This window comes from Propionicimonas sp. T2.31MG-18 (assembly GCF_964266745.1).
In the GTDB taxonomy this organism is placed as follows: Bacteria; Actinomycetota; Actinomycetes; order Propionibacteriales; family Propionibacteriaceae; genus Propionicimonas.
The window spans coordinates 380,867-394,433 of sequence record NZ_CAXWGX010000026.1 but is presented as its reverse complement, the minus strand read 5'-3'; the positions used below and the strand labels follow the sequence as shown (position 1 = coordinate 394,433).

The 13,567-nt window shown below is 72.4% G+C and carries 12 protein-coding genes; 5 read left to right on the top strand and 7 right to left on the bottom strand.

Features of this window, described 5'->3' with window-relative positions; all coding sequences use genetic code 11:
- Genes ACFQQJ_RS12385 through ACFQQJ_RS12375 form a run of 3 tightly spaced genes read right to left on the bottom strand, consistent with a single transcriptional unit; the run spans nucleotide 1 to nucleotide 3,526 of the window.
- A complete protein-coding gene (locus ACFQQJ_RS12385) occupies nucleotides 1-1,011 on the bottom strand; it encodes an aldo/keto reductase family protein (RefSeq protein WP_377106869.1) in 1,011 nt (336 codons plus the stop codon).
- On the bottom strand, nucleotides 1,008-2,096 hold the full coding sequence (locus ACFQQJ_RS12380; RefSeq protein WP_377106868.1) for a hypothetical protein: 1,089 nt from the start codon (nucleotides 2,094-2,096) through the stop codon (nucleotides 1,008-1,010). The genes ACFQQJ_RS12385 and ACFQQJ_RS12380 overlap by 4 nt, the downstream gene beginning before the upstream one ends.
- On the bottom strand, nucleotides 2,093-3,526 hold the full coding sequence (locus tag ACFQQJ_RS12375; RefSeq protein ID WP_377106867.1) for a hypothetical protein: 1,434 nt from the start codon (nucleotides 3,524-3,526) through the stop codon (nucleotides 2,093-2,095). The genes ACFQQJ_RS12380 and ACFQQJ_RS12375 overlap by 4 nt, the downstream gene beginning before the upstream one ends.
- A 186-nt stretch (nucleotides 3,527-3,712) precedes the next feature.
- On the opposite strand from ACFQQJ_RS12375, the gene thrC reads away from it, so the two are divergent.
- A complete protein-coding gene (gene thrC / locus ACFQQJ_RS12370) occupies nucleotides 3,713-5,149 on the top strand; it encodes a threonine synthase (RefSeq protein WP_377106866.1) in 1,437 nt (478 codons plus the stop codon).
- A gap of 30 nt (nucleotides 5,150-5,179) precedes the next feature.
- On the opposite strand, the gene ACFQQJ_RS12365 is transcribed toward thrC, so the two are convergent.
- Together ACFQQJ_RS12365 and ACFQQJ_RS12360 are read right to left on the bottom strand one after the other, a co-directional pair.
- The gene (locus ACFQQJ_RS12365) at nucleotides 5,180-7,243 is read right to left on the bottom strand and encodes a M3 family metallopeptidase (protein WP_377106865.1); all 2,064 of its coding nucleotides are present in this window, start codon (nucleotides 7,241-7,243) and stop codon (nucleotides 5,180-5,182) included.
- Nucleotides 7,244-7,960: 717 nt separating this feature from the next.
- Nucleotides 7,961-8,359 carry a hypothetical protein gene (locus tag ACFQQJ_RS12360; RefSeq protein WP_377106864.1) on the bottom strand — a complete coding sequence of 133 codons (399 nt, stop codon included), beginning with the start codon at nucleotides 8,357-8,359 and terminating at the stop codon, nucleotides 7,961-7,963.
- Between the two features lie 165 nt (nucleotides 8,360-8,524).
- On the opposite strand from ACFQQJ_RS12360, the gene ACFQQJ_RS12355 reads away from it, so the two are divergent.
- Nucleotides 8,525-9,142 (top strand): hypothetical protein, encoded by a 618-nt coding sequence (locus ACFQQJ_RS12355; protein WP_377106861.1) that lies wholly within the window; start codon nucleotides 8,525-8,527, stop codon nucleotides 9,140-9,142.
- 31 nt (nucleotides 9,143-9,173) lie between these two features.
- Nucleotides 9,174-9,614 carry a DUF2231 domain-containing protein gene (locus tag ACFQQJ_RS12350; RefSeq protein WP_377106860.1) on the top strand — a complete coding sequence of 147 codons (441 nt, stop codon included), beginning with the start codon at nucleotides 9,174-9,176 and terminating at the stop codon, nucleotides 9,612-9,614.
- Between the two features lie 66 nt (nucleotides 9,615-9,680).
- Here the strand turns inward: ACFQQJ_RS12350 and ACFQQJ_RS12345 are convergent, their stop codons facing one another.
- Nucleotides 9,681-10,331, bottom strand: coding sequence for a hypothetical protein (locus ACFQQJ_RS12345; protein ID WP_377106859.1), 651 nt, complete (start codon nucleotides 10,329-10,331; stop codon nucleotides 9,681-9,683).
- A 114-nt stretch (nucleotides 10,332-10,445) separates the two neighbouring features.
- On the opposite strand from ACFQQJ_RS12345, the gene ACFQQJ_RS12340 reads away from it, so the two are divergent.
- Together ACFQQJ_RS12340 and ACFQQJ_RS12335 are read left to right on the top strand one after the other, a co-directional pair.
- On the top strand, nucleotides 10,446-11,573 hold the full coding sequence (locus tag ACFQQJ_RS12340; protein ID WP_377106858.1) for an ATP-dependent 6-phosphofructokinase: 1,128 nt from the start codon (nucleotides 10,446-10,448) through the stop codon (nucleotides 11,571-11,573).
- A gap of 13 nt (nucleotides 11,574-11,586) precedes the next feature.
- Nucleotides 11,587-12,411 carry a PhzF family phenazine biosynthesis protein gene (locus ACFQQJ_RS12335; RefSeq protein WP_377106857.1) on the top strand — a complete coding sequence of 275 codons (825 nt, stop codon included), beginning with the start codon at nucleotides 11,587-11,589 and terminating at the stop codon, nucleotides 12,409-12,411.
- Nucleotides 12,412-12,503: 92 nt separating this feature from the next.
- Here the strand turns inward: ACFQQJ_RS12335 and ACFQQJ_RS12330 are convergent, their stop codons facing one another.
- The gene (locus tag ACFQQJ_RS12330; RefSeq protein WP_377106856.1) at nucleotides 12,504-13,529 is read right to left on the bottom strand and encodes a TolB family protein; all 1,026 of its coding nucleotides are present in this window, start codon (nucleotides 13,527-13,529) and stop codon (nucleotides 12,504-12,506) included.
- Nucleotides 13,530-13,567 lie beyond the last annotated feature (38 nt).

Here is a 13,567-nt window from a genome sequence, read left to right as displayed (position 1 = left end):
TCAGCAGGGGCGTTCCTTGGGCGAGTTCTCCGCGGTCAGCATCGGGTTGCGTACGACCACGTCGCCGAGGGCGTCGTCGATGCGCGACATGATCTCGGGGCTGAGCACCACGCCGGACGCCGCCACGTTCTCGCGGATCTGCCGCGGCCGCGAGGCCCCGATGATCGCGCAGGCGACGTTCGGGTTCTGGAGCACCCACGCCACGGCGAGCTGGGCCATGGTGAGTTCGAGCTCGTCCGCGATCGGCCTCAGCCGCTGGACGGCGACGAGGACGTCCTCGCCCATCAGGCGCTGGATGAACGTCGAGCCGCCCTTCTCGTCCGTCGCACGGGAGTTCTTGGGCGGCGCCTCGCCGGGCAGGTACTTGCCGCTGAGCACACCCTGCGCGACCGGCGACCAGCAGATCTGGGAGACGCCCAGCTCGGCGGAGGTCGGGACGATCCACTCCTCGATGACCCGCCACAGCATCGAGTACTGGGGCTGGTTCGACACGAGCTGGAAGCCGAGGTCCTTCGCCAGGTCGTGGGCGGACCGGATCTGGTTGGCGTCCCACTCGCTGACCCCGATGTAGAGCGCCTTGCCCGAGCGGACCACGTCGGCGAACGCCTGCATGGTCTCCTCCAGCGGCGTCTCGTGGTCGTAGCGGTGGGCCTGGTACAGGTCGACGTAGTCGGTGCCGAGCCGGCGCAGCGACCCGTTGATCGACTCCATGATGTGCTTGCGCGACAGCCCGCAGTCGTTCGGGCCCTTGGGGCCGGTCGGCCAGTACACCTTCGTGAAGATCTCCAGCGACTCGCGCCGCTGGCCCTTCAGCGCCTGCCCGAGCACCGACTCCGCGACCGTGTTGGCGTAGACGTCGGCGGTGTCGAAGCTGGTGATGCCGGCCTCGAGGGCGGCGTGGACGCAGCGCTCGGCGATCTCGTTCTCGACCTGGGACCCGTGGGTGATCCAGTTGCCGTAGCAGATCTCGGAGACCTTCAGCCCGGAGTTGCCGAGGAAGCGGAACTTCACGCGCGGGTCTCCTGCTCGACCTTGTCGTCGTCGCCGGCGGCGTCGACCTCGGCCTCGTCGGTGTCGCCCTCGACCAGGTCCTCCCCGGCCTCCACCGGCTCCTCCTCGGGCACCGCTTCCGCGGCCGGCTCCTCCGCCGGGGCGTCCGCGGGCTCGGGGTCGGCCAGCGGGTTGACGATCGCCGCCCCGCCGAGGGTCGCCAGCATCTGGCGGACGTTGGTCAGCTGCGCGGTGATCGCGTCGCGACGGGACGTGGCGGCCTGGAGCTCGCGCTCGGACTCGCGACGGATCTTCTCCGCGGCCAGGCGGGCGGCGTCGACGTGCTGGCCGGCCTCCTCGCGGGCTGCCTTGACGTGGGCCTCGGCCTGCGCCTTCGCCTCTGCGAGCGTCCGGTCGGCCTCGGCCTCGATCGCGGCCTGGCGCTCCAGGGAGCGGGCGATCGCCTGCTCGTTGGCCGCCATCTGCGCGGCGAACTCCTCCGCGGCCTTGTCGCGGCGCTCGGCGAGCGTCTTCTCGAAGTCCGCGGCAGCGGCAGCGGCGCGCGCACGCTGGTGCTCGTAGACCGCCTCGGCCTCCTCGCGGCGGGCGGTGGCCTCGCGGTCGGCGTAGTCGAGGATCTCGTCGGACTGCCGCTTCGCGGCCTCCAGCACCCGGGTGGCCTCGGCGTCGGTGCGGCTCGTCACGTCGGCGGCGTACCGGTCGGCGGAACTGCGTGCCTGCTCGGCCGCGGCCTCAGCGTCGGCGACCAGCTTGTCCGCGTCCGCCTTCGCCTTCGCCCGCATCTCGGCGGCCTCGTCCTCGGCGAGCTTCAGCATCTTGCCGATGCGCGCGCCGAGGTCGCTGAAGGACGGCGGAGCGGCCTCCTTCTCCTCCTGCTCCAGGGCGGCGATCCGGCTCCGGTACGCGTTCGCCTGCTCCTCCAGCTGCGCCACCTGGGAGGTGAGCTTGGTGACCGCGACGGCCGTGTTGCCGGACTCAGCACGAGCCTGGTCGAGCGCGCGGTGGAGGTCGGCGAAGGCCTTGTCGACCTCGCCCGGCTCGTAGCCGCGCATGACCGTCCGGAAGGCCGGGTTCTGCTGGGTCATGATCCTTCTTCCATTTCTTGCCGGGGATTCTGGTGGGGACGTTCGGGGACGGCGAGCGCCTCGATGACCCCGGACAGGTGCCCGAGTTGGGCGTTGATGTCGTCACGGCGGCGGGCCAGCTGCGCCACCTCTGCGCGGGCGCGGTCCATCAGGGCGCGTGCCTCCGCGCGCACGGCGTCCGCGTCGATCCGTGCCTGGCTGAGCAGCGAGACCGCCTCGTCGCGCGAGGCGCGGGCGGCCTCGAAGGTGTCGCGCTGGAGCTTCTCGAGGTCGGCGGCGGCGCGCTCGCGGATGAGCTTCGCGCCGGCCTCGGCCTCGGCCAGGCGGCGCTCGGCCCGCTCCACCTGTGCACGGGCCTCGGAGCGGGCGCTGCTCAGCAGCCGGTCGCACTCCTCCTGTACCTGCCGCCGGGTGTGGGCGGCGTCCCGCTCGGCGGCGTCGAGGACGGCGCGGGCGCGGGCCTGGAGGTCCTCGGCCACGGCGGTGGCCTCGGCCAGCATCGCCTGGTTGCGGTGGGTCGTGGTCGTGAGCGCCAGCTCCACGCGCTCTCGCACCTGCCGGGCGTGCTCGGCGAGCTCGTTGTGCGTCTGGCGGCGGGCGGCCTCGGCCTCTGCGGCCACGCTGGCGCGCAGCTCCGCCATCGCCTGTTCCGTCCAGGCCACGTGCGCTGCGGCCGCGGCCAGCTGCTCGTCCGCCTTGGCCTGCGCTTCTGCGGCCAGGGCCTCGCGCTCGGCCTGAGCCTGGGCGTGCGCGCGGGCCGACTCGGTCTCGAACTCGTTGCGGTCGGCCACCAGCTGCGCCTGGAGGTGGGCCACCTCCTCGTCCAGTTCCGCCCTGCGTGCGGCGAGCTCGTCCATGACGTGGCCGCGCATCGCGGAGAGCTCGGCCTCGAGCATGTCCCTGCGCTGGGCCTCCTCAGACTCCTGGGCGCGGCGACGGTCGGACAGCTCGGCGTCCACCGCGCTCACCCGGGCGTCCAGGCGCTGGCGCACCTCGTCCTCCGTGCGCCGGGCGGTGTTCATCACGGTGGCGGCCTTGACCTGCCCGTCCTGCACGATCCGCTCGGCCTCCGCGCGCGCGGCGGCGATCACCTCGGCTGCGGTGCGCTCCGCGGTCTGGGTGATCAGGGCCGACTGCTCGGTGGCGTCGGAGAGCAGGGTGATCGCGTCCTGGCGGGCCTCGTCCAGCCGGGCGGCGGCGGAGACCATCGCCTCCTCCGCGGCGGCCTTGTGCTCGGCCACCTCGCGGGCGAGCTGGTCGTTCAGTTCGCGGTTCCGGGCCGTTTCGGCGCGCACGGCATCCGCCTCAGCCTGGGCCTCGGTGCGGAGCTGATCAGCCAGGTTCTGCGCCTGGGTCAGGATTTCGGTGGCCTGCCTGGTCAGCTCGTTACCGGCCGGCTGGGCGGGGGGACGCACGGCAGGATCGAGCACGCAGTCATGATCCAAGGCCGACAAGGCAAAAGGCAACCCGGCACGGAGTGTCGCGGCGACTCTCTGAGGGAGAGGTCAAGCCTTGCCGGTTCCTGTGTGTTTCCCAGCTCCCGGAACGCCCGTCGGGCAGGGTCCGGTGAGACTCGCCGGGGGCCCCGCGGAACGGGGTCGGTACAGTTCTTCTCCGTGCGTTACCTGTCCACCCGCGGCCTTCCGGACGACCCCCGGCCGACCTTCAGCGACATCCTGCTGGAGGGTCTCGCGCCCGACGGCGGGCTGTACCTGCCCGAGTCGTACCCGCGACTGGACGCGGCGACGCTGGCGTCCTGGCGGACGCTGCTGGAGACCGGCGGGTACGCCGCGCTCGCCCACGCCGTCCTCTCGCTGTTCGTCGACGACATCGGATCGGACGACCTCCGCGGCATCTGCGAGCGTGCCTACAACGACACGGTGTTCTCCAGCCCCGAGATCGTGCCCGTCAGCCCGCTTTCGGGCGGGCTGTGGCTGGCCCACCTCTCCGGAGGCCCGACGGCAGCGTTCAAGGACCTGGCCATGCAGCTGCTCGGCCAGCTCTTCGAGTACGAGCTGGAGCGCCGCGATCAGGAGCTGAACATCCTCGGCGCGACCAGCGGGGACACCGGCTCGGCCGCGGAGTACGCGATGCGCGGGCTGCCCCGGGTGCGGGTCTTCATGCTCACGCCGGCGGGCCGGATGACCCCGTTCCAGCAGGCGCAGATGTTCAGCCTCGACGAGGAGTCCATCGTCAACGTCGCGGTCGACGGGGTCTTCGACGACTGCCAGGACCTGGTCAAGGCGGTGGCCGGTGACCTCGACTTCAAGCGCCGCTACTCCCTGGGAGCGGTGAACTCGATCAACTGGGCGCGCCTGGTCGCCCAGGTCGTCTACTACGTGGCCGCCTGGCTGCGGGTGACGTCCGCCGACGACGAGCGGGTCTCCTTCTGCGTGCCCACCGGCAACTTCGGAAACATCATGGCCGGGCACATCGCCCGGATGATGGGGGTGCCGATCGACACCCTCGTGCTGGCAACGAACGAGAACAACGTGCTCGACGAGTTCTTCCGCACCGGGGTCTACCGGGTGCGGGGGGCATCGGAGACCCACGCCACGTCCTCGCCCTCGATGGACATCTCGAAGGCGTCCAACGTCGAGCGGTTCGTCTTCGACCTGCTGGGACGCGACGCCGCGCGGGTGCGCGAGCTGTTCGGCGTCCGGCTGCCGCGCGACGGGTTCTTCGACCTGTCCGGGACCCCCGAGTTCGCCTCGCTGCGGGAACGGTTCGGATTCGTCTCCGGGTCGTCCACCCACGCCGACCGGCTGGCCACCATCGCCGCCGTGTGGGCGCGTGACGGTGTGCTGATCGACCCGCACACCGCGGACGGGGTGGGAGTGGCCGCCTCCTTCGCCGAGCCCGGCGTCCCGATGATCGTCACCGAGACGGCGTTGCCGGTGAAGTTCGCAGAGACCATCGCCGAGGCGATCGGCCGCGAGCCCGAGCGTCCGCCCCGGTTCGCCGGGATCGAGGACCTACCCCGCGTCGTCGTCCCGCTGCCCAACGACGTCCGGGCCCTGAAGACCCTGATCGCGGAGCGCGTCCCCGCCTGAGCCTGCCGCGCCGCGCGGAGGCCGGGGCCGCTACAGCGCCAGGCCGCGGCGCTCCAACAGGTGCGCCAGGTCGGGATCGGCGCCGCGGTAGTCGCGAAACGCGTCCATGGCGTCGATCGAGCCGCCCCTGGCGAGCAGGCGGCGGCGGAAACGCTCTCCGTTCTCCCTGGTCAGGCCACCGTTGGCGAGCATGAAGGCCGCGGTGTCCGCGTCCAGCACCTCGGACCAGATGTAGGAGTAGTAGCCGGCGTCGTACCCGCCCTCGAAGGTGTGCCGGAAGTAGCTCGAGCGGTAGCGGGGCGGGACGAGGTCGTCGTCGAGCCCGACCGAGGCGAGGGCGGCCTTCTCGAACTCCTCCACCTGCGCGGGGTCGGTCGGGAGTTCCTCGAGCGGCGTCCGGTGCCACACCTGGTCGAGCAGTGCTGCCCCCAGGTACTCGGTGGTCTTGAACCCCTGCTGGAACAGGGTCGACCCGCGCAGCGTCTCCACCCATTCGGCCGGCATGGGCTCGCCGGTCTCGTGGTGGACGGCGTACCGGCGAAGGATCTGCGGGTCGAGCGCCCACATCTCGTTCACCTGGGACGGATACTCGACGAAGTCACGCGGGGTCTCCGTGCCCGACTGGGACGGGTAGCGGGTGTCGGAGAGCAGCCCGTGCAGCGCGTGCCCGAACTCGTGGAAGAGCGTGATCACGTCGTCCCACGTCATCAGCGTGGGCTGTCCCGTGGGCGGCTTCACGAGGTTGGAGTTGTTGGTCACCACCGGGAACTGGCCGAGCAGGTGGTTCTGGTCGACGAGGTTGTTCATCCAGGCGCCGCCCTGCTTGCCGGGACGGGTGTAGAAGTCGGCGACGAACAGCCCGATCGGCGTGCCGTCGGCCTCGGCCACCTCGAACACGCGCGCCTCGTCGGTGTATCCGTGGAGGTCGTCCCGCTCGGTGAAGGTGATCCCGTACAGGCCGTTCGCCGCGGCGAAGACGCCGTCGTGCAGCACGCGCTCGAGCTCCAGGTAGGGCCTCAGCAGGCCCGCGTCCAGGCTGTAGCGCTCGGTGCGCAGCAGCTCGGCGACGTACTGCCAGTCCCAGGCGGCGAGCGGCTCGGACGGCTCGATGCGGCGCCACACCGGCTCCATGTCCGCCGCCTCGGCGCGGGCGTTGGCCGCGGCTGCCGGGGCGAGACGCGTGAGCAGGTCCCAGACGGCCTCGCCGGTGCGGGCGCAGGCGTCCGCCGCGATGTAGGCCGCGTGGTTGGCGAACCCCAGCAGGTTGGCGCGCTCGGCGCGCAGCCGGGCCAGTTCGACGACGAGCGGACGGGTGTCGTGCTCGCCTCCCAGGCCACGGCCGACGGCAGCCCGGTGGAGGCGCTCGCGCAGCCCGCGGTGGCGGAGCACGTCCAGCGGGCGCTGGCCCGAGGTGTGGTCGAGCTCGATCAGCCAGCCCTGGTCGTGGCCCTGCTCGGACGCGCGCTCGCGCGCCCCGTCGATCTCGGCCTCGCTGAGGCCGTCCAGCTCGGCCGGGTCGGTGACCAGCACCGCGGCGGCGTTCAGCCCGGCGAGCGCCCGGCGTCCGAACTCGGACTGCACCTCGGCGATCCGGTGGTTGAGCGCGCGCAACCGCTCCTGGTCGGCCTCGGGCAGGTTGACGCCGGACCGCTCGAACGCCAGCAGGCGGCGCTCCAGCCAGTAGGCCGACTGCGGGTCGAGCTCGACCTCGCCCGCCTCGACCCGGCGGGCCAGCGCCGCGACCCGCTGGTAGAGGCCCCGGTCGAGGTAGATGGCGTCCGAGTGCGCGGCCAGCTGCGGGGCGATGGCCGCCTCCACGGCGTCGAGGACGTCGTTGGTGTCCGCGGCCTGCTTGGCGTAGAAGGCGTTCAGCGTGCGGGTGAGCAGGCGTCCGGACGACTCCCACGCCTCGATCACCGACGCCACGGTCGGCTCCGAGGTGTCGGCCGCGATGGCCGCCAGTTCCGCCAGGTGCTCGGCCATGCCCGCCTCCGCGGCCGGCTGGTAGTGCTCGTCGCGGATCGCCGCGAAGTCGGGCAGTTCGTACGGCAGGACGGACGGCGCGGCGAACGGGTTGTCAGTGGCAAGCGGCATGTCGCCATCCTTACCCAGCGACGGCGTCCGAGGCGAGCCCGCGCGCGGCGCGCCGTGATCCCCGCCCCGACGCTCGCCCCGCCCCCGGCTCCGGCCTCCCCGTCGGACGACCAGCCGCCTTACCGTGGGCCAGCCTCCGTGCCCGAGGGCCAGCCTCCGTGCCCGAGGGCCAGCCCTAACGCCGAGGGCCAGCACCCCCGTCATCGAGGACCAGCCTCCGTGATCGAGGACCAGCCACGTGATCGAGGGCCAGCCCTAACGCCGAGGGCCAGCACCCCCGTCCTAGCCCTCGGCAACAAGGCTGGCCCTCACCGAAGGGGAAGGGGACGGCAGCCACCCCCGAGGGCTCTGGATCTGCGGCCACGTGGCGCCAGCTGGTCACGGCCCTCCGGTCCCCTCAGAACCAGCCCGGCAATCGAGGACCAGCCACCGTGCCGAGGGCCAGCCCTAAGGCCGAGGGCCAGCACCCCCGTCCTAGCCCTCGGCCACAAGGCTGGCCCTCGGCACGGGCGGCGGACGGCGGACGGGCACAAGGCTGGCCCTCCGCGCGGACGGCGGACGGTGCCGGGCACAAGGCTGGCCCCTCCGCGCGGACGGTGGACGGCGGACAGGAAGAGGACGTCAGCGAACCTCCGGCGCCGACGGCGGACCCGAGGCCGGGTGACGCCCGCACGCCCAGCGATCCTTCGGACGCCCTTGCGGGGACGGAGCCGGCGATCAGGCGGACGCCCTGCGGGGGACGGAGCCGGCGATCATGGCGAACGCGGCGAGGTTCACCAGGAGCAGGGTCCACTCCTGCCATCCCATCGAGGCCGACACGGAGAACACCGCACCGGCCAGGCACACGGCGCCGGCGATCAAGTGACCGACCCGCGACCGGGCGACCACCGCGCGCGTGAGCAGCCCGTACACCAGCGCAGCAACGCCGAAGCCGACACCGACGATCCCCGCGGCCACCTGCGAGCCGGGGGCGAAGAAGTAGAGCCAGACCGCCAGCGCCAGCGAGAGCGCGGCGAGGAGTCCCAGCGCCAGCGCCGCGCCGAGACGCAGACGGGCTCGCAGTGAACCCGGTCCGCCGTTCGCGGCGGGTCGCGGAGGGGCGGACGGTGCGGGCACGGGCCAACGCTAGCGCGTCGCGCCGTCCACCCTGCACACCCCGTGAGCCTCGCAACCCACGCCGGCACTCCGTGCAGCGCCGACGGCGGCGCGCCCTGCCCGGAGCCGCCACCGTTCGAGCCCCGAACGGCCACGCCGTCACCGGGCGGGCCCTAGTCTGGGCCGATGGGACTCTCGCCCGTCGAACTCGTCGGCTACCTGGCCTCGGCCCTGGTGGTGGCCTCCCTCGCGATGACCTCCGTGGTGCGCCTGCGCATCGTGTCGCTCATCGGCTCGGTGGTGTTCGTGGCCTACGGCGTGCTGCTGCCGTCGGTTCCGATCATCCTCACCAACGCCGCGGTCGCGGGCCTGAACATCTGGTTCCTGCGCAAGGAGTTCGCGCCCAACCGCGACCTCGGCGCCGTGCCGATCGGGCCGGACGCCCCGTTCCTGCTCGACTTCCTGCGATCCCACGCCGCCGACATCGGCAGCTTCCACCCGGGTTTCGATGCGCCTTCGGACGGGGACGTCGTGCTGCTGCTCACCCGGGACGGCCTGCCGGCCGGCGCGCTGGTGGGGACGCCGGACGACCGCACCCTCCGGGTCCGGCTCGACTACGTGATGCAGGCCTACCGCGACTCGCGGATCGGGAAGTGGCTCTACGGCGCGGGCTCCAAGGTGTTCACCGACGCGGGGTTCGACCGCCTCGTCGCCGACCCGGGGACGGAGTCCCACCGCGCCTACCTGCTGCGCGTCGGCTTCACCGAGGGCCCGGACGGGCTGGTGCTGCAACTACGCCCTTGAGCAGCACCCCGGGGAAGTTGAACAATCAACCATGGATCTCTTCGGACTGCCGCTCCACCCGCTCGTCGTCCACGCCGCCGTGGTGCTGCTGCCGCTGGCCGCGCTGGGCGCCCTGCTGATCGCGACCTCCGCGCGTGCCCGGAAGCGCTACGGGTCCCTCGTGGCGGCCGGTGCGGTCGTGGCGCTCGGTGCGGTGGTCGGGGCACGGCTCACCGGCGAGACGCTCAACGGGGGCACCGCCGCCGGTACCCCCGTCATGACCACGCACATCACCTGGGGCCTGCTCGCGCCCTGGCCGGCCGCAGCGCTGGTGGTGGCCACGCTCCTGCTCGTGCTCGCCGGACGGGGCGGCAACCGCCCGCTCCTCATGACGGCCGCGCTGTTCACCGTGGTGGCGGCACTGGCGAGCATCGCCGTCATCGTCGTCGTGGGACATGCCGGCGCCACGGCGGTGTGGGGCGCGACCGCCTGACCGCCCGCTCTCGGACGAGAGGCGCGGACGGGAGCGGGCCGGGCGCGGACCGGCAGCGGCGTCCGCCTACTCGCAGAGCCCGAAAGCCCCGGCCTGGACGTGCAGCGGCTTGTTGCCGGCCCCGACGAAGAAGATCTTGTTCGGCAGGATGAAGCGCTTGCTGCCGTCACCGAGGCCGAGGTCCTCCAGCTTCCCCTTCGGGTAGGCAGCCTTGAGCTGGGAGAAGGTCAGCGTGAGCGGCACGTCGTCCTGCATCACCAGCGGCGCCGGGAGGGTCTTGGTGGGGTCGAAGCCCCACGCCGCGAGTGTCCGCGGCGACTTCTTCGAGCCGTCCGCCGCGTCGTACTCCACCCAGAATTTGCCCCAGCTCACCGTCTGGGACCACGGGCTGCCCTCGTCGAGCTGGCAGCGGATGCCCTGGTAGCTCTCGTCCGGCTCGCCCAGCTGCGCCTCGAGCAGGGCGGTGACGTCCACCTGCTTCGCGCCGAAGGAATATGCGCCGAGGCCGTCGCCGCGCAGCTCGAGCGCCGTGCCCGGATCGTCGGTGGGCGTGGGCGTGGGCGTCGGGGTCACGGTCGGAGTGACGGTGGGCGTCGGGGTGACGGACGGCGTCGCCGTCGCGCTGGGGGTGGCCGCGGGCACGGGGGACGTCGTGGCGCAGGCAGCCAGGCCGACCACGAGCAGGGGAGCGAGCAGCAGGGACAACCGGCGGGACATCGTGGCCTCCTCGGCGGACGGGTCAGCACAAGTGAAACACCCCCGTCCCCCGGGATCGGCGCCGCCACGCCCTCCACGCACTAGCCTGAAGCCCCACCCACCGAAGGGACGGCCATGGCACAGGCGACCAGACGGATCGGCATCCTCACCGCGGGCGGGGACAGCCCCGGCCTCAACGCGGCCATCCGCGGCTTCGGGAAGGCGGCCATCAACAACGGCTGGCAGCTGATCGGCTTCCGCGACGGCATCCGCGGCCTTGTCGAGAACCGGCACACGCCGCTGGACTCGAAGGCCCTGTCGGGCATCCTCACCGTCGGCGGCACGATCCTGGGCACCAGCCGCGACAAGGTGCACCGCATGACCATCGACGGCGAGGTGCGCGACATGCGTCCCCAGGTGGTCGAAAACTACGAGAAGGAGGGCCTCTCCGCCCTCGTGCTCCTCGGCGGCGGGGGGACGGCGAAGAACGCGATGCGCCTGGCCGAGGCCGGCCTGAACGTGATCACCCTGCCGAAGACGATCGACAACGACATCGCCCGCACCGACACCAGCTTCGGCTTCGCCACCGCGATGGAGATCGCGACCGAGGCGGTCGACCGGCTGCACAGCACCGCGCACAGCCACCACCGCATCATCCTCACCGAGATCATGGGCCACCGCGCGGGCTGGCTGACGCTGGGTGCCGGCATCGCCGGCGGCGCCGACATCATCCTGCTGCCCGAGATCCCGTACTCGGTCGAGAGCGTGGCCGCGACGATCAAGGAGCGCCTGAACAGGGGCAGCACCTTCAGCGTGGTCGCGGTCGCGGAGGGTGCGCGGGACACGCAGGACTGGGCCGACTACGAGGCCGCGCAGCTGCTGGTCAAGGCGGCGAAGACGCCGGAGGCCGTCCGCGCGGCGAAGGCGCACCTGGCCAACGTCGAGGACACCCAGCGCGAGCACACCTTCAAGCTGGCCCGCGAGCTGGAGGCGGCCACCGGCCTGGAGTCGCGGGTGTCGATCCTCGGCTACGTGCAGCGCGGCGGGACGCCGTGCGCCGCGGACCGCCTGCTCGCGTCGCGCCTGGGGACGGCCGCCGCCTGGGCGGTCGGCAAGGAGCAGTACGGCGTGATGGTGGCCGCACGCGGCGAGGGCACCGAACTCGTGCCGCTGGAGGAGGTGGCCGGGCAGCTCAAGCTCGTCCCCATCGACCACGAGTGGGTGCAGACGGCCCGCAAGCTGGGCACCGGGCTCGGCGACTGAGCCGGGAGTCCCCATGGACAGGCGCTTCTCGCAGGTGGACGTGTTCGGCGCGGGGCCGGGCCCGTCGGGCAACCCGCTGGCGGTGGTGCACGACGCCACCGGTCTGGACGACGCAGCGATGCAGGCGTTCGCGGAGTGGATGAACCTGTCCGAGACGGCGTTCCTGCTGCCCCCGACAGCGGCGGGGGCGGACTACCGGGTGCGGATCTTCACGCCCACCGGGGAGCTGCCGTTCGCCGGGCACCCGACACTGGGCAGCGCGCACGCGTGGCTGTCCGCCGGTGGCGTGCCACGGGCGCAGGGCGAGATCGTGCAGGAGTGCGGTGTCGGCCTGGTCCGGGTGCGCAGGGACGCCGACCGCCTCTCCTTCGCCGCGCCGCCGCGCCGCCGGACCGGCCCGCTCGACGAGGCCCACCTCGCGATCGCCGAGGCGGCCCTGGGGATCCCCCGCACCGACTGGGTGGCGCACGAGTGGGGCGACAACGGCCCGCCGTGGATGATGGTCCAGCTCGAGGACGCCGGCGCCGTGCGGCGGGCGTGGGTGGATCGCACCCAGCTCGGCGTCCACGACCACCTCGGGCTCGTCGGCCTCGCCGCGGACGGCTACGCCTACGAGGTGCGCGGGGTGCTCGCCGGGTTCGAGGACCCGGTCACCGGCAGCCTGAACGCCGCGGTCGCCCAGTGGCTGCGCGGCCGCGGAAACGTGCCCGCCACCTACGTGGCCACCCAGGGCTCCCAGGTCGGTCGCCACGGCGAGGTCTTCGTCGACGACGACGGCACCGACGTCTGGATCGGTGGCCGGGCGCGGACGGTTGTCGACGGCCGCGTCGACCTGTAGTCACGCGGCCGGGAACCGCCGGCCCGGGGCCGAGGGCCCGTCCGTCCGGAGCCCGGCAGCCGGGCCCGGAGGGATCAGCCCAGCGTCCGGAGCTACAGGTCGAGGTTGCCCGCGCGGTCGTCCGACCAGACGACGCGCGTCCCGGCGACGACCGGGTTGCCGCTCCAGCCCGCGTGGTCGGTCACCCGGGTCTCGGTGCCGGTGGCGAAGTCGTAGGCGTAGACCTCGGTGTTGTCGGTCCCGTTGCGCTCGTCCATCCACACGACGCGCGTGCCGGAGATGTTCGGGAACCACTGGTTCCCCGACGCGGTGGTGAGCCGCGTCTCCACCCCGGTCGCCAGGTTGAAGGCGTAGACGTCGAGGTCCAGCCCGCCGTTGCGGTCGTCGGTCCACACCACGCGGTTGCCGGAGACCTTCGGGATGGTCTGGCCGCCGGGGTCCGTGGTCAGCCGGCGCTCCTTCCTCGTGGTCAGGTTGTAGCTGTAGATGTCGTGGTTGCCGTGACGGAAGTCCTGCCAGACGACCACCGACCCGGAGATGTCGCACGATGCGGCCGAGGACGTCTTCGGCGACACCGCGCGTTCCTTCTTCGTCCGCAGGTTGTAGACCCACACGCGGTTGCTCCGCTCGTAGCAGACATTGCGTCCGCTGATCTCGACCTCGACGCCGCCCGCGCTGCTGATCCGCTTGTGGGTGCCGGTGGCCAGGTTGTGGTACCAGACACCGCTGTTGCGCCCGTTCCCGTAGTCGACCCAGACCACCCGGTTGCCCGAGATCGCCGCCCGCCCCATGGCCGTGTGCTTCGGGGTGAGCACGCGGCTCCTGCCCGTGCTCAGGTTGAGCACGCGGATGTCGTAGGGCGACTCCGGGTCGTTCGGGTCGCCCACGAGGCGCTCGTTGCGGTCGTCGGAGAACACGACGTACGTGCCCGACACCTCCGGCCACGTCTGTTGGGAGGTATTCGTCGTGAGGCGCCGCTCCACGCCCGGCTCTGCCCCGGAGGCGGCCGGCACGCCTACGGCGAGGATTGCGGCCGCCAGTCCGAACGCGATCCCCGTCCCAAGGACCGCATCAACCCGTCGTAGCGTCATCGCCAGCCTCCGTGCGTAGGCTCTCACCGGTTGGATCAATGCTATTCCGCTCGGAGGCAACTGGC

Excerpts from the sequence above, each read along its gene's own strand:
- ACFQQJ_RS12335 (WP_377106857.1), top strand. The coding sequence starts at position 11,587 with ATGGACAGGCGCTTCTCGCAGGTGGACGTGTTCGGCGCGGGGCCGGGC.
- ACFQQJ_RS12355 (WP_377106861.1), top strand. The coding sequence starts at position 8,525 with ATGGGACTCTCGCCCGTCGAACTCGTCGGCTACCTGGCCTCGGCCCTG.
- ACFQQJ_RS12365 (WP_377106865.1), bottom strand. The coding sequence starts at position 7,243 with ATGCCGCTTGCCACTGACAACCCGTTCGCCGCGCCGTCCGTCCTGCCG.
- ACFQQJ_RS12380 (WP_377106868.1), bottom strand. The coding sequence starts at position 2,096 with ATGACCCAGCAGAACCCGGCCTTCCGGACGGTCATGCGCGGCTACGAG.
- ACFQQJ_RS12350 (WP_377106860.1), top strand. The coding sequence starts at position 9,174 with ATGGATCTCTTCGGACTGCCGCTCCACCCGCTCGTCGTCCACGCCGCC.
- ACFQQJ_RS12345 (WP_377106859.1), bottom strand. The coding sequence starts at position 10,331 with ATGTCCCGCCGGTTGTCCCTGCTGCTCGCTCCCCTGCTCGTGGTCGGC.
- ACFQQJ_RS12340 (WP_377106858.1), top strand. The coding sequence starts at position 10,446 with ATGGCACAGGCGACCAGACGGATCGGCATCCTCACCGCGGGCGGGGAC.